Genomic DNA, 18262 nt, shown 5'->3' with positions numbered 1-18262 from the left:
CGGAGGCGACCGTGTCCGTGGAGCGCGCGCCCGGCGAGGAGCGGCCGCCGGACCACCGCAGGCCGTACCTGATGCTGCCGCCCGCGCTGCGGCAGGCGGCGGCCTGGTCGGTGGCGGTGATCCTGCTGATCGCCGTCGCCTCGCTGGTGGTCTTCGCGCTGGTCGAACTGCGGGCCGCGACCGTGCCGTTCCTGCTGGCGCTGCTCGGGACCTCGCTGCTCTACCCGGTGGTGCCCTGGCTGGTGCGCCGGGGCGTCGCGCGGGGCCTGGCCGCCGGGCTGACCTGCACGGTGCTGGTCGCCGCGGTCGGCGGGGTGATCGCCCTGCTGGTCAACTCCCTGGTGCACAGCGCCCCGCAGATCGCCGTCCTGCTCCCGGAGGCGGGGCGGCGGCTGGCCGGCTGGCTGGGCCCCTTCGGGGCGAAGATCCAGCACGCGCTGAGCAACGCCAAGGGCGAGACCAACTCGCTGGTCTCCACCCTCACCAACGGGGTGCTCTCCGGGCTCGGCCTGCTCACCCAGCTGATCACCGGCGGGGTGCTGGCGCTCGCCCTGGTGTTCTTCTTCCTCCGGGACGGCCACCGCACCGGCGAGGCCATCCGCTCCTACCTTCCCGACCGTAGCGCCGCCACCGTGATCGCCTGCGCCGAGCGGGCCTTCGACGCGATGGCCGGGTTCATGCGCGGCACCACCCTGATCGCCCTGATCGACGCGAGCTTCATCACCATCGGCCTGCTCGCCCTCGGCGTGCCGGGCGCGCCGGGGCTGGGCGCGCTGGTCTTCATGGGCGCCTACATCCCCTTCGTCGGCGCCTTCCTGTCCGGCACGGCGGCGGTCCTGGTCGCCCTCGCCGACGGCGGCGTCGGTACGGCGCTCTGGGCGCTCGGGGTGGTGCTCGCGGTGCAGATGATCGAGGGCAACATCCTCCAGCCGGTCATCCAGAGCCGCACGGTGGAGCTGCACCCGGCCACCATCATGGTCGCCGTGGTGGCCGGCTCCGGGATCGCCGGCATCATCGGCGCCCTGCTGGCCGTGCCGGTCTGCGCCGCCGGAATGGGCGTCATCTCGGTGCTGAGGGGCGACCCGGACCGGTCGGCGGCGCCGGAGCGTTGAGCACCCGGCGGGGCGGGGCGGAAATCGGGTTGCCGTCCGGCGGGGCGTCATGTGAGCATCACTAATGCGAAATGAGTCGCAATAGTGTGAGGGGAGGGGCCGCATGGAACTGATCGAGGTGGCCGAGGCGGGGGCCGGGCCGTACGGGATCGCGGTGGGGGCCGACGGAGGCGTCTGGTTCACGCTGGTGCACAGCGGCGAGATCGGGCGGCTGGCCCCGGACGGCGCGGTGGAGCGCTACGGGCTCGGGGCGCCGGGGTGCGGGCCTTCGGTGATCACGCCCGGGCCGGACGGGGCGATGTGGTTCAGCCGGATGCGCGACCACCGGATCGGGCGGATCGACGCGGCCGGGGAGACCGGGTCGTTCGGGCTGCCGGGCGAGAACCCCGGGCCGTACGGGATCACGCCCGGGCCGGACGGGGCGCTCTGGTTCACCGAGCTGAACGCGAACCGGGTCGGTCGGATCACCCTGGACGGCGAGGTGACCCAGTACCCGCTGCCGGTCGAAGGGGTGTTCCCGTCGCTGATCACGGCCGGGCCGGACGGGGCGCTGTGGTGCACGCTCAACCAGGCGGACGCGGTGGCGAGGGTCGGTACGGACGGCGCCGTGACCGTCCACCGGCTGCCCACCGGGGGCACCGCGCCGGTCGGGATCACCGCCGGGGCGGACGGCGCCCTCTGGTACGTCGGGATCGGCGGCGGGCTGGTCGGACGGATCACCGTGGACGGGAAGGTGACCGAGTATCCGCTGGCCGATCGCTCGGCCAGGCCGCACGCCATCGCGGCCGGGCCGGACGGCCGGCTCTGGTTCACCGAGTGGGGCGCCGGCCGGATCGGGGAGCTCACCCCGGACGGACGGTTCGACGGCCACCCCGTCCCGGGCGAGGGCGCCGAACCGCACGGCATCGCCGTCGCCCCGGACGGCACGGTGTACGCGGCGCTGGAGCGCGGGCAGATCGCCATGGTGGGTGGCCCTGGGAGGAATTGACGGATCGTCAACTCCTTTCGGTCGGCGGGTGGGCCGGGCGCGGCGGTGCGGACGGCGGGGCCCGGGCGGGCCGGGTGGCCGGTCGGGAGGTCCCGGTCGGGGGCCGGGAACTCGGGCCCAGCGGCCCCGGGCGGGCGGGTCGAAGGGCCCTGGGGTGCGGAGGCGGCCTGTTCGGATCATGGATCGCCATCCATTCGCACGACGTTCCGAAGGAGTGCGTCCTTGAGCGCCACCCAGGCACAGGGCGACCCCACCTCACCGCCAACGACCCTCCCGGCAGGGGCGGTCAGGGCCAGGAGGCCCGGTTCGGCCCTGGTCAGACTGCTGACCACCACCGACCACAAGACGATCGGCACCATGTACCTGGTGTCATCGTTCGCGTTCTTCCTGATCGGCGGCATCCTCGCCCTGGTCATGCGCGCCGAACTCGCCCGGCCCGGAACGCAGATCCTCTCCAACGAGCAGTTCAACCAGGCGTTCACCATGCACGGCTCGGTGATGCTGCTGCTGTTCGCCATGCCGCTGTTCACCGGCTTCGCCAACTGGATCATGCCGCTCCAGATCGGCGCGCCGGACGTCGCCTTCCCGCGCCTGAACATGCTGTCCTACTGGCTGTTCATGTTCGGCTCGCTGATCGCCGCGGCCGGCTTCGCGACCCCGCAGGGCGCCGCCGACTTCGGCTGGTTCCTCTACGCGCCGCTGTCCGACGCGATCCACTCGCCCGGCGTCGGCGCCGACATGTGGATCATGGGCGTGACGCTGTCCGGCTTCGGCAGCATCTTCGGCGCCGTCAACTTCATCACCACCATCATCTGCATGCGCGCTCCGGGCATGACCATGTTCCGGATGTCCATCTTCTGCTGGAACGTGCTGCTCACCTCGGTGCTGGTGCTGCTGGTCTTCCCGGTGCTGGCCGCCGCGCTTCTGGCGCTGGAGTGCGACCGCAAGTTCGGCTCCCATGTCTTCGACCCGGCCAACGGCGGGGCGATGCTCTGGCAACACCTGTTCTGGTTCTTCGGGCATCCCGAGGTGTACATTCTGGCGCTGCCGTTCTTCGGGATCGTCTCCGAGGTCATCCCGGTGTTCAGCCGCAAGCCGATGTTCGGCTACTCCGGTCTGATCGCCGCGACGGTGGCCATCGCCGGACTCTCGGTGACGGTGTGGGCGCACCACATGTACGTCACCGGGCAGGTCCTGCTGCCGTTCTTCTCGTTCATGACCTTCCTGATCGCGGTCCCGACCGGGGTGAAGTTCTTCAACTGGGTCGGCACCATGTGGAGGGGTTCGCTGAGCTTCGAGACCCCGATGCTCTGGACGGTCGGCTTCCTGGTCACCTTCCTGTTCGGCGGCCTGACCGGCGTGCTGCTCGCGGCCCCGCCGATCGACTTCCACGTCTCCGACTCGTACTTCGTGGTCGCGCACTTCCACTACACGCTGTTCGGCACCGTGGTCTACGCGATGTTCGCCGGCTTCCACTTCTGGTGGCCGAAGATGACCGGCAAGAAGCTCGACGAGCGGCTCGGCCGGATCACCTTCTGGACGCTGACGGTCGGCTTCCACTCGACCTTCCTGGTCCAGCACTGGCTGGGCGCCGAGGGCATGCCGCGCCGGTACGCGGACTACCTGGCGTCGGACGGCTTCACCACCCTGAACACCGTCTCCACCATCGGCTCGTTCCTGCTGGGCCTGTCGATCCTGCCGTTCCTCTACAACGTCTGGAAGACCGCCAAGTACGGCGAGAAGGTCACCTCGGACGACCCGTGGGGCTGGGGCCGCTCGCTGGAGTGGGCCACCTCCTGCCCGCCGCCGCGGCACAACTTCGTCAAGCTGCCGCGGATCCGCTCCGAATCCCCGGCCTTCGACCTCCACCACGCGGACATCGCGGCCCGGGACGTGCTGGAGCACAGCGGGAAGCCCGCCACCCACCTGGGCGACGTGGAGCCGGTGAAGTACGACCGGCCGCTGAGCCGGGCGGACCGGGCGCGGGTGCCGTCGGGGTCCACCGACTCACCCTCCTCGGGCGGCTGAGCCCGCTCCCCCCGAACGCCGTCCCCGCCCGCGTCGCTGCCCCCGGGCGGGCGGGGACGGCCCGTCCCACCCCTTCTCCTCCCCACCGCTTCGTTCTCCTCCGTTCCCCTTCGTGACCAGGAAGGCCGGGTCGTGAACCACACCGTTCTCGCCATCGGCACCGCCGCCCTCACCGCGAGCGGCTGTGTCTGGTACCTGCCCGCCATCGCCGACCTCCAGGCCGGCGCCGACCGGCCCCGCTCCACCCGTACGGCCGCCGCGGCCTGCGTGCTGTGGTGGGCCGCGCTCGCGCTCGCCGGCGGGCTGCTGCTCGTCGTGTCGGACTGGCGGCCCGCCGCCCAGATCGCGCTCGCCGGACTGGTCGGCGGCACGGCACTGCGGGTGCGGGCCCTGTGGGACCGCCGCCGGGAGGTGCAGGAGACCGCGGCCCGCTGGGCCGCCCTGGACGCGGGGCCCGCCCCGCGCTCCGGCCGGCCGCCGCTGGCCCTGGCCGGGTGGCTGGTGGTCGGCGCGGCCGTCGCCTCGCTCGGGGCGGTCGCCATCCTGCTGTCCGGCGGCGGCGCGGTGGTGCCCCGGGTGGCGCTCGCGGCGGTCAGCGGCGCGGGCGTCGCGCTCGCCTTCCTGCTGATAGGGCTCGGGAACGTACGGCGCCAGGGGCGCTGAGCGGCGCCGACCCCGGACCGGCCTCCCGGACCGGCTGGGCCCTGTGGCCCGGCCGGAATGGGGCCGTTGGGCCCTGGGCCGGCGGCCGGGCCCGGGGGATGATGCCCTGGGCCCCGCTGGAGTGTGCGGGGGTGTGACGAAGGTGGAGCCGCGTGATGGCGACCAAGACGGAGGGTGCCGAGGTCTCGGCGCCGGTCCGGGTGTTCCTGCTGGACGACCACGAGGTGGTGCGCCGCGGGGTGCACGACCTGCTGGACGGCGAGCCGGACCTGGAAGTGGTCGGGGAGGCGGCGACGGCCGAGCAGGCGCTCGTCCGGGTGCCCGCGCTGCGGCCCGACGTGGCCGTGCTGGACGTCCGGCTGGGCGACGGCGACGGCGTCTCGGTCTGCCGTGAGCTGCGCTCGCGGATGCCCGGGCTGGCCTGTCTGATGCTGACCTCCTTCGACGACGAGGAGGCGCTGCTGGACGCCGTGATGGCGGGCGCCGCCGGGTACGTGCTCAAGCAGATCAGCGGGACCGACCTGGTCGCCGCCGTCCGCACCGTCGCCTCCGGCCGCTCGATGCTCGACCCCGGCGCCGCGACCCGCCTCCTGAACCGCCTGCGCAGCGACGCCGAACCCGCCCAGCCGGTCACCACCGGACCGGGCCTGACCGCGCGCGAGCAGGAGGTCCTCGAACTCATCGGCGAGGGCCTGACCAACCGGCAGATCGGCGAGCGGCTCTACCTCGCCGAGAAGACCGTCAAGAACCACGTCTCACGGCTGCTCGCCAAGCTCGGCGTCGAGCGGCGGGTGCAGGCCGCCCTGATCGCCACCGAGCTGCGCCAGGCCTCCGCGGCCGCGCAGCCGTCGGTGCTGCGCTCCGGCCGGGGCTGATCCCGGCTGCTCGGGGCCGGCCGAGACTGTCCGGAGCTGTCCGGGGCCTCCTGGGCCGTTCGGCATCGTTCGACGCCGAACGGCCCTTCGGTTCCGGGCCGGTGACCCGGGGCCGACGGCCCACCGGTCGGGGCTCTCGCCGGGCCCGGCCGGGACCATCGGCCCTCGCGATCAGGCCCGGCCGCGGGCGAGCATCGCTCGCATGAACCGCGACCAGGTCCCGTCCCCCCGGCCCGTCCCGTACGACCCGCCCGCCCAGCACGACCGGCCCGTCCCGTACGACCGGCCCGCTGCGCACGACCGGCCCGTCCCGTTCGGCCGGCCCGACCTTCCCGAACTCCGCGAGCTCGACCGGAAGCGGTCGCTGGAGCTGCTCGCCCGGGCCGACGTCGGCCGGGTGGTCTACACCGTCGACGCCCTCCCGGCCGTCCTGCCGGTGCCGTTCCGGCTGGCCCCCGGCGGCGTGCTGCTCTCGGCCCCGGCCGGCTCCGAACTGGCCCGGGCGGTGGACGGCGCGGTGATCGCCTTCGAAGCCGACGAGGTGGACGGCCGGGACGGCTCGGGCTGGTTCGTCACCGTCCTCGGCCGCGCGCAGGTCCGCCCGGCCACCAGGGCGGCCGATCCGGGCGGCACGGTCCGCATCCGCATCCGCCCGGAACTGGTCATCGGCCGCTGCCTGGCCTGATCCGGTCGCGCCGCCACGGTCTTCTCGCGGCCTTCCGGTGGCCCCGCAACGCCCAGGCGGTGCACGGGAGTTCGGTGTCCGAAGCCGGTCCGGGGCGCCGGTCGGGCCGGACCGGAAGAGCGAGGCGTCCTCGATCGGCGGTGGCCGGCAACTCCTCGGCGGTGTCCGGCAGTTGCTCCAGCCGCCGGGCGCCCTCGCCGCGCCGGCCCCGGACGCCGCTCAGGCCGCCGCCTCCGTCCGGGCGAGTTCGATGCCGAGGGAACCGACGGTGCCTCCGATGCCGACGGAGCCGTGGAGATCGTCCGACCTACCATTGTCCGTCATGACGTACTCCGCTGCCCACGATTCGACCTTAGACCCGCGCTCCTTCGACAGCGGCCACGGCCGCCTCGCCTACGTCGACGCCGGTACCGGCGAGCCCCTGGTGCTGCTGCACGGCGGCCTGCTGGACCACCGCAGCTGGATCGACCAGTTCCCCGCCCTGCTGCCCGGGCACCGGGTGATCGCACCGGACACCCGCGGCCACGGCGCCTCCGACAACGCGAGCCGGCCCTTCCGCCCCGCCGACGACGTGGCCGACCTGCTGCGCCACCTCGGCCTCGGCCCGGTGACCGTGATCGGGCTGTCCATGGGCGGCACGATCGCCCTCGACCTGGCGCTCGAACACCCCGAGCTGGTCCGCGCGCTGGTGATCAGCGGCAACGGCACCAGCGAGTCCGAGTTCAACGACCCCTGGCTCGGTGAACTCGCCGCCGAGCAGTCCGCCGCGCTCGCCGAGGGCGACGCCGAGCGCTGGCTCGACTCGTTCACCCGCCTCGCCTCCGGGCCGTACCGCGCCCTGGACGAGGTCGACCCGGAGGTGGTGCGCCGGCTCAAGGAGATGACCCGGAGCACCGTCGCCAAGCACACCCCCGACGAGCCCCAGTACCTGGTGCCGGTGTCGGACACCTGGAAGCGGCTGACCGGGATCACCGTCCCGCTGCTGGCGATCAACGGCGGCATCGATTCCGGGGACCACATCGGCCTGGCCGAACGGGTCGTGCGCACCGTCGTCGACGGTCGCGCGGTGACCGTCGAGGGCACCGGGCACTACCCGAACATGGAGCGGCCCGAGGAGTTCAACGCCCACCTCCTCGGGTTCCTGCGCGCCCTGCGGGGCTGACGGCCGGTCCCGGCGCCGGGACCGGGGCGCCGAAACCCCCGAGAGGCCCTCAGGACCCGATCGGGGCCTCCCACGCCAGCCGGGTGCCGCCGCCCTCGGCCGGGTCGACGGTGAAGGTGCCGCCGACCCGGTCGGCGCGCTCGGCCAGGTTGCGCAGCCCGCTGCGCCGCCCGCCCTCGGGCACGCCGACCCCGTCGTCCGTCACGGTCAGCACCACCCGCCCGGCCAGGGCACGCAGCGTCACCTCGACCCGGGACGCCCGGGCGTGCCGGGCGGCGTTGCTGAGCGCCTCGGCGAGGACCGCGACCACGTGCCCGGCCAGTTCCTGCGGCACGTCGGTGTCCAGCAGGCCCTCCATGCTCAGCCGGGGCGCGAAGCCGAGCGTGCCCTGGGCGTCGGTGACCACCCGGGTGGCTCGGGCGCGCAGCCCGCGGTCGGGCTCGCTGTGGGCGCGCAGGCCGAAGATGGTCGAGCGGATGATCTTGATGGTCTCGTCCAGGTCGGCCACCGCCCGGGCCACCCGGTCCGCCGCGGCCTCGCTCTCGATCAGCCGGCCGGCGCTCTGCAGCGTCATCCCGGTCGCGAACAGCCGCTGGATCGCCAGGTCGTGCAGGTCCCGGGCGATCCGGTCGCGGTCCTCCAGCAGGTTCAACTGCTCGGCGTCGCGCCGCCGTTCGGCCAGCTCCAGGGCCAGCGCGGCCTGGTCGGCGAAGCCCAGCAGCGGGCCGGTCTCCTCCGGCCCGAAGGCCGGCTGCCCCTGCGCCCGGGCCAGCAGCAGCACACCCCGCCCGTACCCGGGACCGGTGCCCAGCGGCACCGCCACCGCCGCGCCCAGCCCGTCGAAGCGGCCCGCCGGGCCGGCCGGGAAGCGGCTGTCGCAGGCCAGCTCGTCACTGGTGGCCGGCGAGCCGGAGGCGTACGCGGCGCCCGACAGGGTGCCGTCCACCGGCACCGTCACCCCCAGCCGCGCGGACGGGGTGCCGCCCAGCGCGACCTCCACCGTCAGCTCCTCGGCCCGCTCCTCCGGACCGGCCAGCGCCACCGAGACGTCCGCCAGCTCGGCGCCCGAGATCTCCCGCGCCCGGCGGGCGATCAGCTCGACCACCTCCAGCCGCGGCGCCCCCGACAGCAGACTGCGGGTGATCTCGGTGCTCGCCCGCAGCCAGCGCTGGCGCAGCTGCGCCTCCTCGTACAGCCGGGCGTTGTCGATCGCCACACCGGCCGCGACCGCCAGGGTGGAGATCACCGCCTCGTCGTCCTCGTCGAAGTCCAGCCCACCGCGCTTGTCGGTCAGGTAGAGGTTGCCGAACACCTCGCCGTGCACCCGCACCGGCACCCCCAGGAAGGTGTGCATCGGCGGGTGGTTCGGCGGGAACCCGACCGAGGCCGGGTGGTCCGACAGCACCGGGCAGCGCAGCGGCCGCGGCTCGCGGATCAGTTCGCCCAGGATGCCCTGGCCCGACGGCGGCGGGCCGATCTCGGCGATCTCCTCGTCCGTCAGGCCCACCGTCAGGAACTGCGACAGGGTGTGCCCGTCCGGCCCGATCACCCCGAGCGCCCCGTACCGGGCGTCCACCAGATCGGCGGCGGCCTCCACGATCCGGTGCAGTGCCTGCGCCAGGTCCAGCTCCCGCCCGACCGCCAGCACCGCCTCCAGCAGGCTGTGCACCCGGTTCTGCGTGCCGCGCGCCGCGTCGATCCGCCACTGGAGCTCCTCCAGCAGCTCGTCCAGGCGCAGCCGTGGCATCCGCGCGCCGCCACCCGCCGCGCCGCCGTCCGCTCCGCCCACCGCTGTCCTCCTCGTCGTGCTGCCCTGACCGGCCCGTCCACCGTCCGGACGGGCCCCGTCCGCCCCGCGGACGGCCGGCCCCGCCGCCCGGCCCCACTCCGGGGCCGCCGACCAGCGGGATTGCCGTGTTCACGGTAGTGCCCATGCGTCGGTGGTCCGGACGGCGGGGTCCGCCGTAGGCTCCGTCGGGCGGGCCTTTCGTCCCGCCGTCCAGGGCCCTGGGGCCCCTGCCGCCGGAAGGCGCGGAGCTGCCAGGGTGGGGGAGGAGCGGACGGGGCGTCAGAGCGCACCGCGGCCCGCACCGAACCGCCGAGCGTCGACGATGTGTCGACAGTGTGGAGGAACACTCATGACGTCAACCGTGCTGGCCGGGGTCGACGGATCGCCGCAGAGCACCGCGGCCGCCCACTGGGCCGCCGACGAGGCGGTGCGCCGGGGCGCCTCGCTGCGCCTGGTGCACGCGTGGCCGTGGCTGACCGACGGTGTGTCCTCCTTCGCCGAGGCGGACGACCTGCCGCAGGCCGTCCGCCGCACCCTGGCCGAGGCCGCCGAGGACATCCGCGCCCTGCACCCCGACCTGGCCGTGGAGACCGACGCCGTCCTGGACGCGCCGGTGGACGGTCTGGTGGCCGCCGCATCGGAGGCGGACCTGCTGGTGCTCGGCTCGCGCGGCCGCGGCGGGTTCACCGGCCTGCTGCTGGGCTCGGTCAGCATGTCGGCGGCCGGGCACAGCACCGTGCCGCTGGTCGTGGTGCGCGAGGAGGGCGAGGCCGGCGAGGGCGAGGTGGTGGTCGGCGTCGACGTCCACAACCCGGAGACCGAGGTGCTCGACTTCGCCTTCCGCGAGGCGGCCCTGCGCGGCGCCCGAGTGCGCGCGGTGCACGGCTGGGAGCTGCCGCCGGTGTTCGGCTACGCGGGCGGGGCCGTCCCGGCGGCCGAGCTCGCCCAGCTGGAGGCGCTGGAGGCCAAGCTGCTCTCGCTCGCCCTGGCCGGCCCGCGCGAGCAGCACCCGGACGTCGACGTGGTCGAGGACGTGCAGCTCGGTGCCGCCCGCGCCCTGGTCGAGGCCTCCGCCGGCGCCGCGCTGGTCGTGGTCGGCCGGGGACGGCGCCCGATCGAGTTCGGGCCCCGGCTCGGCCGGATCGCGCACGCCGTCCTGCACCACGCCGAGGCTCCCGTCGCGGTCGTCCCGCACGGGTGACGGACGGCCCGTCCGGTGGATCCGCCCCCGTCCCGATCCACCGGACGGGCCCGAGGACGGGCCCAAGGGCCCTGTCCTCGGCCACGCGGGGCGCGCACGCTCGTAAACAGCGGGACCCTGTTCAGGGGGACCTGTGAAACAGCGGGCCCCCTGAACAGCGGGACCGTGGACAGCGGGACCGGCGGGCCCGTGCGGCCGAACCCCGCGGTCGAAGCCGAAGCCTCGCGGTTGAAGGAGTGGATCGCCATGACGCTCGACCCGGCTCTCACCCAGATGCTCAGCGCGGCCGACCTGCGCCTGCTCGCCGCCGCCGGCGGAGCGGCGCCGTCGCTGCACAACAGCCAGCCCTGGCGCTTCGCGCCGACCCCGGACGGGCGCGGGCTCGCCGTGCACGCCGACACCGGGCGCTCCGTCCCGCTGGCCGACCCGGTCGGCGCCGCGGTGCACATCGCGGTCGGCGCGGCCGTCCTCAACCTGCGGGTGGCGGCCGGGCGGCTGGACCGGGAGCCGCTGGTGCGGCTGCTGCCCGACATCGCCGATCCCGGCCTGCTCGCCGTGCTCGACCTCTCCCGGCCGGCCGCCGAGGAGGCGCCCTTCGGCCGTGACCTCTACCCGGCGATCGCCGCCCGGCACTCCAGCCGCGAGCCCTTCACCCAGCGCGACGTGCCCGAGGCGGTGATCGGCGAGCTGATGGCCGCCGCCCGCGAGGAGGGCGTCGCGCTCGCCGCACTGGAGGAGGACGGCGTACGGCGGGTGCAGGCGCTCACCGCCGAGGCCGAGCGCCGCAACGCCGCCGACCCGGCCCGCACCGAGGAGTCCCGCACCTGGCTGCGGAGCGACGACGGCACCGCCGAGGACGGCATCCCGCAGGCCGCGCTCGGCCCGCAGGACCACGACGCCCGGGTGCCGATGCGCGAGTTCGCCGGCCGCCCGCCGGAGGCGCCCGGGCAGCCCTCCCAGCGGTTCGAGGCGCTGCCCCAGCTGTGGACCCTGACCACCCCCGGCGACGGCCCGCTGGACTGGCTGCGCACCGGGCAGGCGCTGGAGCGGGTCTGGCTGCTGGCCACGCTGCACGGCGTCCGGCTCACCGTCTGGCACCAGGCGATCGAGTGGCCGGACACCCGCTGGGCGCTGCGCGACCCGGCCACCGGGCCGGGCCACGTCCAGCTGGTGCTGCGGGCCGGCTACGGCCCGCCCGGCGCGGCCACCCCGCGCCGGACCACCGAGGAGACGCTCGGGGAGGGGACTGCCTGAGCGGAGGATCAGGGCGTGTGCCGCGGGAGTCGGAGGACGACCCCCGCGGCACACGCCCTGACGCCGTTCGGCGAGGCAGTTCGGTGTGGCCGCACAAGGCGGCTGTTCAAGGCGGGCGTTCAGCGCAGCCGTTCAAGGCGGCCGTTCAGCGCGGCCGTTCGGCCGCGGGCAGCACCTGGGCGGTGAGCCGCAGCGGTGGGCTGTGCCGGAAGGTGAGGGTGAACTCCACCCGCTGGCCGGCCCGCAGCGGCGGCGGGTCGGTGATCATCAGGTCGGAGTCCTCCGGGGTCATCCGCAGTTCGCCGCGGCCCGGGACGGGCAGCGACGGTGCCGGCTCCCAGCGGCCCGCCGCCCCCTGGTGCAGGTGCCGCTTCGGGGTGATCCGGCCGCCGAACTCCCAACTGGTGCCGGTCAGTTCGTCGGGAACGTCGCCCGGGTTGCGGACCGTGAAGAAGGCCGCCGTGGCGGAGGCCGCTCCCGCCGCCGGCAGCAGCACCCAGCCCGGCCCGGCCTCCACCGGGCGGGCGCGGCCGGCCCCGCCGACCGCCGTCCACCCGGTGAGCAGGACCAGGGCCAGTACCGCAGCGCCGACCGGCGGGCCGGCCACCCTGAGACGCTCGGACGCCTTCACCGTCGCCATTACCTTCGAGTCCTTCGCCGCCGGCCTCCCCTTCGGGCCCGTCATCGCCGTCCTCCCCGGCGCTGCGCCCGCCCCGGCTCCCAGGTGCGCAGCCGCAGGCTGTTGCCCACCACGAGCAGCGAGCTGAGCGACATCGCGACCGCCGCCAGCATCGGGTTGAGCAGTCCGACCGCCGCCAACGGGATCAGCACCAGGTTGTAGCCGAAGGCCCAGAGCAGGTTGGCCCGGATGGTCGCGAGGGTCTGCCGTGCCAGCCGTACGGCGTCCACCACCGCTTCGATGTCGCCGCGCACCAGGGTCAGCCCGGCCGCGCCGATCGCGGCGTCACTGCCGGAGGCCAGCGCCACCCCGAGGTCCGCCGAGGCCAGGGCCACCGCGTCGTTGACGCCGTCGCCGACCACCGCCACCGTCCGTCCGGCGGCCCGCAGTTCGGCCACCACCTCGGCCTTGCGCTCGGGGGAGGCCGAGGCGTGCACCCGCTCGATGCCCAGCTCGGCCGCCACCGCCCGGGCGGCGCCGGGGCCGTCCCCGGTCAGCAGCACGGTCTCCAGGCCCAGCCCGCGCAGCCGGTGGAGCGCTCGCCAGCTGCCGGGGCGCAGCGTGTCGCCGACCTCCAGGACGGCCGCCGGCCGCCCGTCCAGCTCGACGGCGACGGCCGTGCGGCCCGCCTCGCCGGCCCGCGCGGCCGCCTCGGCCAGGGCCGGCGGCAGGACGGTGTCGTCCGGCCGTACCACCCGCACGGCCCGGCCCTCGACCGTCCCGGACACCCCGAGCCCGGTGGTGGCCGTGAAGCCCGCCACGGCCGGCGGCGGCCCGCAGCGCTCCCGTGCCGCCGCCGCGACGGCCCGGCCGATCGGGTGCTCGGAGCGGTGCTCGACCGCGCCCGCCCACCGCAGGGCCTCGTCCTCGGGGAGGCCGTCGGCGGTGGTGACGGCCGCCAGCTCCATCCGGCCGGTGGTCAGCGTCCCGGTCTTGTCCATCACCACCGTGTCCACCCGGCGCAGGCTCTCCAGCACCTCCGGGCCGCGCACCAGCACGCCCAGCTCGGCGCCGCGCCCGGTCGCCGCCAGCAGCGCCGTCGGCGTGGCCAGGCCGAGCGCGCACGGGCAGGCCACCACCAGCACCGCGACCGCCGCCGTCACCGCCGCCTGCGGGGCCGCGCCGGCGCCCAGCCAGAAGCCCAGCACGCTGGCGGCGATCGCCAGCACGCAGGGCACGAACACCCCGGCCACCGCGTCGGCGAGCCGCTGCGCCCGCGCCTTGCCGGCCTGGGCCTGCGCCACCAGTGCGGTGATCCGGGCCAGTTGGGTGTCCGCGCCGACGGCGGTGGCCCGGACCACCAGGGCGCCGCCCACGTTGACCGTCGCGCCCGCCACCGGGTCCCCGGGGCCGACCTCGACCGGCACGCTCTCCCCGGTCAGTAGACTCAGGTCGAGCGCCGAACCCCCTTCGAGCACCACCCCGTCGGTGGCCACCCGCTCACCCGGCCGCACCACGAACTCCTGCCCGGGCAGCAGCAGTTCGATCGGCACCAGGCGCTCCTCGCCGTCCGCCTCGCGCAGGCACACCTGCTTGGCGCCCAGCTCGGCCAGCGCCCGCAGCGCGGACCCGCTGCGCCGGCGCACCCGGCCCTCCAGCAGCCGCCCGGCCAGCACGAACAGCGGCACGCCGACCGCCGCCTCCAGGTACACGTGCGCGGTGCCGCCGCCGTCGGCGGTCAGCGAGAACGGCATCCGCATGTCCGGATCGCCGGCCCCGCCGAGGAACAGCGCGTACGCGGACCAGCCGAAGGAGGCCACCACACCCAGGCTGACCAGGGTGTCCATGGTCGCCGCCGCGTGCCGCAGGCCCCGCAGGGCCCGGCGGTGGAAACCGGCCGACCCCCAGGTCACCACCGGGACGGCGAGTGCGAAGCAGACCCACTGCCAGGCGGTGAACTGCGCCGACGGCACCATTGACAGCACCAGCACCGGGACGGCCAGCAGGGCGGTGACCAGCAGCCGCCACCGCTCGTCCGGCTCCTCGGCCGCCGCCATGACCGGAGCCCCCGCGGGCAGCGGCTCGGCGGTGTAGCCCGCCCGTTCGACCGCCGCCACCAGCTCCGCGACCGGAATCCCGGCCGGGTGCAGCACCCGGGCCCGCCCGGTCGCCAGGTTCACCCCGGCCGTCACCCCGTCGAGCCGGGCCAGCCGCTTCTCCACCCGGCCCACGCAGGCGGCGCAGGTCATCCCGCCGACCGCCAGATCGGTGGCGACCACGGGCTCGGCGACGGCGCTCACCGCATCCCGCCCATGTCGTGCCCACCCATTCCGGGCGACGCCCCGCCACCGCTGCTCGGTCGCAGCCCGGGCGCCACCGGGCCCACCTGCCGGCCCACCCCGTAGGCCACCACGAACACCACCACCAGCAGCAGGAGGAACCCCGCCAGCACACTCAACGGCCGGACACCCGGCGACTTCGCACTCACCTCCCAGCAGTCGGACGCGACCGCGAGGTGGTTCCCGTACGGTCCGAAATCGGGGCGCCGGAATCCGGGCGCCGGAATCGGGGCGGGGAGATCGGGACAGGGAGATCGGGACAGGGGAATCGGGGCGGGAACAACCGGGCGCGAATAATCGGATGACGGGCCGTGGCCCGACCGGGTAGCGTCCGGGACGGCGCCTCCCGATGCGCCCGGCCCCGGTTACTTCCTTTCCGAAACCATCAAGTGACACCGGTGCCACTTCTGATCCCGGGAGGCGCCCGTTCCGGCGCACGCCGCTCTCGGCCCGCGCCCGCTCCCGCGTGCCCGTCTCCTCCCGCTCCAGCCCGACCACCCACCAGGGGGACCTCTGCATGACCCGGTTCAACCGCCAACGGAGCAAGGCCGCCACCAGGGCCGAGATCCAGCGAGAACTACCGGGACTCACCGGGCGAGGGGGGCCCTTCCCGCTCGCCACCCACGGCCTGTGGCCGATCCCGGCGGTCGCGCACCTGCGCTCGGCGCCGCCGCCGGTGGTTCGCGGCGCGGCGGCCACCCGGCGCGGGGCGGCCGCCCCGGGAACGGCGGTCACCAACCACCAGGGCGGCACCGGCTACGTCCGGGAGCCGAAGGACGAGCTCTTCCTCCTCGCCGTGTCCCACCTGTACGGCCAGGAGAGCTTCTACGAGTCGGCCGTCGAACGCGACCGGCGGTACGTGCGGCTGATCCGCGAACTCGCCGTCAGCGACCCCGAGTGGACCCTCGGCCTGCTGCGCTGGCTGCGCACGGAGTTCCGCATCCGCACGGCCGCCCTGGTCGGGGCCGTCGAGTTCGTCCACGCCCGGGCGGCGGCCGGCGCCGCCGGGTACTCCCGCCAGGCCGTCGAGGCGGTGCTCCAACGCCCCGACGAGCCGGGGGAGTTGCTGGATCTCTGGACCGGCCGGTACGGCCGCCGGCTGCCCCAGCCGCTGCGCCGCGGCCTCGGCGACGCGGTCCGCCGGCTCTACAGCGGCCGCGCGCTGCTGAAGTACGACACGCCCTCGCACACCTTCCGCTTCGGCGACGTCCTGGAGCTCACCCACCCCGCGCCCGACCCCGACAAGCCCTGGCAGGGCGCGCTGTTCCGGTACGCCCTGGACCGCCGCCACCACCCGGACCGGGCCCTGCCGACCGGCGAGCAGCGCCTGCTGGGCGCCCACCACGCGCTGCTCGGCGTCCCGCCGGCCGGCCGCCGGGCGCTGGTCACCGAGCCCGGCGGCGCGCGGCGCCTCGCCGAGGCCGGGATGACCTGGGAGGCCCTGGCGGGCTGGCTGCAGGGACCGCTGGACGCCGCCGCCTGGGAGGCCGTCATCCCCTCGATGGGCCCGATGGCGCTGGTGCGCAACCTCCGCAACTTCGACCAGGCCGGGATCCACGACGAGGCGGCGGCGGAGGTGGCCCGCCGGATCGCCGACCCGGAGGAGGTCCTGCGCTCCCGGCAGTTCCCGTTCCGCTTCCTCGCCGCCCACCGCGCCACCGGCTCCTCGCGCTGGTCCGAGCCCCTGGAGACCGCCCTCGGCCACTCGCTGGCCAGGGTGCCCGCCCTGCCCGGCCGCACCCTGGTGTTGGTGGACCGCTCGGGCTCGATGTTCGACCTGCCGTCGGCCCGGACTCAGCTGAGCCGGGCGGACACGGCCGCCGTCTTCGGCACCGCGCTGGCGCTGCGGGCCGAGCGGGCCGACCTGGTCCAGTTCGGCACCGGCAGCCGGGTGGTCGAACCGGAGCCGTCGGTGCTCCGGACCCTGCGGCTCTTCCGCAACCTGGGCGGCACCGACACGGCCGGCGCGGTCCGCCGGCACTACCGGGAGCACGACCGGGTGGTCGTGGTGACCGACGAGCAGGCCCACTGGTCGCGGACGGACCCGTTCGCGCCCGTCCCCGACGACATCCCGGTCTACACCTGGAACCTGGCCGGCTACGCCACCGGCCACGGAGAACCCGGCCCGCGCCACTACACCCTCGGCGGGCTCAGCGACGCGTCCTTCGCGCTGATCCCGCTGCTGGAGCGCGGCCGGGACGGTGGCCACCCCTGGGAGAGGTCAGCTCCGGACACTGCGGGGCCCGGTCACCCCGGCACCCAACTCGCCGACACGGGAGCGTAGTTCACGGTCGGCGGTGACGACCAGGCAGGTCCGCCGCGGATCCTCGGTACGGGCGGAGCGGACCAGCTCCACGATCCGGTCGTCCCCGCTGCCGCCCGCCTCGACCACCCGCACCCGCGGCAGCCCGGCGACGCCCCGGGCCGCACCCTCCACCACCAGGACCACCTCCAGCGGCCCGGGCAGCTCCGGCACGCCCCGGGCGGCGACCGCGACCAGCCCGTCCCGCAGCCGCTCGGCGGCGCCCCGACGGTCCCGCCACCAGCCGTCCGGCACGGAGCCGACCACGTTCGCGCCGTCGACGACCAGCAGGGGGAGCGGCACGGCCTCGTTCTGTTCCATGGCCGCCAGCCTGCCACGCCGCCCGGCGGGCCCGTGCCCTCCCGGGTACGGGCGCGGCTCGGCCGAACCGGCGACGGGGGCGGCATGTCCGGTGCCGCCTGCACGGCGTTCCCGGGCCGCTCCGGTAGGCAACGGGCCCATGGAGACACGCATCGACGAGATCGCCGAGCGCATCTACCGGGTCTCGACGTTCGTCCCGGAGATCGCCCCGCCCGCCGGATTCACCTTCAACCAGTTCCTGGTCGACGCCGAGGAGCCGCTGATCTTCCACACCGGGATGCGCTCGCTGTTCCCGGCGGTGTCCGAGGCGGTCGGCCGGGTGCTGCCGGTGGAGCGGCTGCGGTGGGTGACCTTCGGGCACGTCGAGGCGGACGAGTGCGGGGCGATGAACGAGTTCCTCGCCGCGGCCCCGCACGCGCGGGTCGCCCACAACACGCTCGGCTGCCTGGTCTCGCTGAACGACCTGGCCGACCGCCCGCCGGTGCCGATGGACGACGGCGAGGTGCTGGACCTCGGCGGGCGCCAGGTGCGCCGACGGATGCGCAACATCAACACCGCGCACGTGCCGCACGGATGGGAGGCGCGGGTGCTGTTCGAGGAGCAGACCCGCACCCTGTTCTGCGGGGACCTCTTCACCCACCTCGGCGACGGCCCCGCCGTCACCGACGTGGACCTGGTCGAATCGGCCCTGGAGTCCGAGCGGCTGTTCCGCCAGACCTCCTGTCTGACGGCCGCCGCGAGCGCGCTGCGCTCCCTCGCCGGACTGCGCCCGCGCACCCTGGCGGTGATGCACGGGTCGTCCTTCCACGGCGACGGAGCGGCCGCGCTGAACGCCCTGGCGGACGGGCTGGAGGAGCGGTTCGGTCCGGAGTCGGAGTTCGTCGGGCTGCCCAGCGCGCTGGCGGGCCCGCACCCGTAGCCGTG

General features: G+C 75.3%; 16 protein-coding genes. 11 read left to right on the top strand and 5 right to left on the bottom strand.

Going from position 1 to position 18262, the window contains the following annotated elements:
- Positions 1-11 precede the first annotated feature (11 nt).
- The 7 genes from ACFWP2_RS12390 to ACFWP2_RS12360 all read left to right on the top strand — a co-directional run bounded on the left by ACFWP2_RS12390 (position 12) and on the right by ACFWP2_RS12360 (position 7513).
- Positions 12-1112 (top strand): AI-2E family transporter, encoded by a 1101-nt coding sequence (locus ACFWP2_RS12390; RefSeq protein WP_380450323.1) that lies wholly within the window; start codon positions 12-14, stop codon positions 1110-1112.
- Positions 1113-1215: 103 nt separating this feature from the next.
- Complete coding sequence (locus ACFWP2_RS12385; protein ID WP_380450322.1) at positions 1216-2100, top strand: virginiamycin B lyase; 885 nt, start codon at positions 1216-1218, stop codon at positions 2098-2100.
- Positions 2101-2322: 222 nt separating this feature from the next.
- Positions 2323-4128 (top strand): cytochrome c oxidase subunit I, encoded by a 1806-nt coding sequence (gene ctaD, locus ACFWP2_RS12380; protein ID WP_380450321.1) that lies wholly within the window; start codon positions 2323-2325, stop codon positions 4126-4128.
- 132 nt (positions 4129-4260) lie between these two features.
- The gene (locus ACFWP2_RS12375; RefSeq protein WP_380450320.1) at positions 4261-4791 is read left to right on the top strand and encodes a hypothetical protein; all 531 of its coding nucleotides are present in this window, start codon (positions 4261-4263) and stop codon (positions 4789-4791) included.
- A gap of 155 nt (positions 4792-4946) precedes the next feature.
- Positions 4947-5666: a response regulator gene (locus ACFWP2_RS12370; RefSeq protein WP_380450319.1), complete on the top strand. Its 720-nt coding sequence runs from the start codon at positions 4947-4949 to the stop codon at positions 5664-5666.
- A gap of 202 nt (positions 5667-5868) precedes the next feature.
- Entirely contained in the window at positions 5869-6351 is a 483-nt protein-coding gene (locus tag ACFWP2_RS12365) for a pyridoxamine 5'-phosphate oxidase family protein (RefSeq protein ID WP_380450318.1), read from the top strand.
- Between the two features lie 322 nt (positions 6352-6673).
- Positions 6674-7513: an alpha/beta fold hydrolase gene (locus ACFWP2_RS12360; protein ID WP_380450317.1), complete on the top strand. Its 840-nt coding sequence runs from the start codon at positions 6674-6676 to the stop codon at positions 7511-7513.
- 49 nt (positions 7514-7562) lie between these two features.
- Here ACFWP2_RS12360 and ACFWP2_RS12355 read toward each other — a convergent pair whose 3' ends face one another.
- Positions 7563-9260 (bottom strand): GAF domain-containing protein, encoded by a 1698-nt coding sequence (locus ACFWP2_RS12355; protein WP_380450383.1) that lies wholly within the window; start codon positions 9258-9260, stop codon positions 7563-7565.
- Between the two features lie 391 nt (positions 9261-9651).
- On the opposite strand from ACFWP2_RS12355, the gene ACFWP2_RS12350 reads away from it, so the two are divergent.
- Positions 9652-10503 carry a universal stress protein gene (locus ACFWP2_RS12350; protein ID WP_380450316.1) on the top strand — a complete coding sequence of 284 codons (852 nt, stop codon included), beginning with the start codon at positions 9652-9654 and terminating at the stop codon, positions 10501-10503.
- Positions 10504-10749: 246 nt separating this feature from the next.
- Positions 10750-11757: an Acg family FMN-binding oxidoreductase gene (locus tag ACFWP2_RS12345; RefSeq protein ID WP_380450315.1), complete on the top strand. Its 1008-nt coding sequence runs from the start codon at positions 10750-10752 to the stop codon at positions 11755-11757.
- A gap of 145 nt (positions 11758-11902) precedes the next feature.
- On the opposite strand, the gene ACFWP2_RS12340 is transcribed toward ACFWP2_RS12345, so the two are convergent.
- Genes ACFWP2_RS12340 through ACFWP2_RS12330 form a run of 3 tightly spaced genes read right to left on the bottom strand, consistent with a single transcriptional unit; the run spans position 11903 to position 14834 of the window.
- Positions 11903-12397, bottom strand: a complete 495-nt coding sequence (locus tag ACFWP2_RS12340) for a copper chaperone PCu(A)C (protein ID WP_380450314.1) — start codon at positions 12395-12397, stop codon at positions 11903-11905.
- 41 nt (positions 12398-12438) lie between these two features.
- The gene (locus ACFWP2_RS12335) at positions 12439-14676 is read right to left on the bottom strand and encodes a heavy metal translocating P-type ATPase (protein WP_380450313.1); all 2238 of its coding nucleotides are present in this window, start codon (positions 14674-14676) and stop codon (positions 12439-12441) included.
- On the bottom strand, positions 14673-14834 hold the full coding sequence (locus tag ACFWP2_RS12330) for a hypothetical protein (protein ID WP_360346285.1): 162 nt from the start codon (positions 14832-14834) through the stop codon (positions 14673-14675). The genes ACFWP2_RS12335 and ACFWP2_RS12330 overlap by 4 nt, the downstream gene beginning before the upstream one ends.
- Before the next feature lie 398 nt (positions 14835-15232).
- Here ACFWP2_RS12330 and ACFWP2_RS12325 point away from each other — a divergent pair, with 398 nt between their 5' ends.
- Positions 15233-16999: a TROVE domain-containing protein gene (locus ACFWP2_RS12325; protein ID WP_380450312.1), complete on the top strand. Its 1767-nt coding sequence runs from the start codon at positions 15233-15235 to the stop codon at positions 16997-16999.
- Here the strand turns inward: ACFWP2_RS12325 and ACFWP2_RS12320 are convergent.
- Complete coding sequence (locus tag ACFWP2_RS12320) at positions 16937-17338, bottom strand: NTP pyrophosphohydrolase (protein WP_380450311.1); 402 nt, start codon at positions 17336-17338, stop codon at positions 16937-16939. The genes ACFWP2_RS12325 and ACFWP2_RS12320 overlap by 63 nt on opposite strands.
- A 139-nt stretch (positions 17339-17477) precedes the next feature.
- Between ACFWP2_RS12320 and ACFWP2_RS12315 the strand changes: the two genes are divergently transcribed.
- The gene (locus ACFWP2_RS12315) at positions 17478-18257 is read left to right on the top strand and encodes an MBL fold metallo-hydrolase (RefSeq protein ID WP_380450310.1); all 780 of its coding nucleotides are present in this window, start codon (positions 17478-17480) and stop codon (positions 18255-18257) included.
- Positions 18258-18262 lie beyond the last annotated feature (5 nt).

The organism is Kitasatospora sp. NPDC058444 (assembly GCF_042721415.1).
Lineage (GTDB): Bacteria > Actinomycetota > Actinomycetes > Streptomycetales > Streptomycetaceae > Kitasatospora.
The sequence above is the reverse complement of the archived record's forward strand: the minus strand, read 5'-3'. Positions and strand labels throughout refer to the sequence as shown.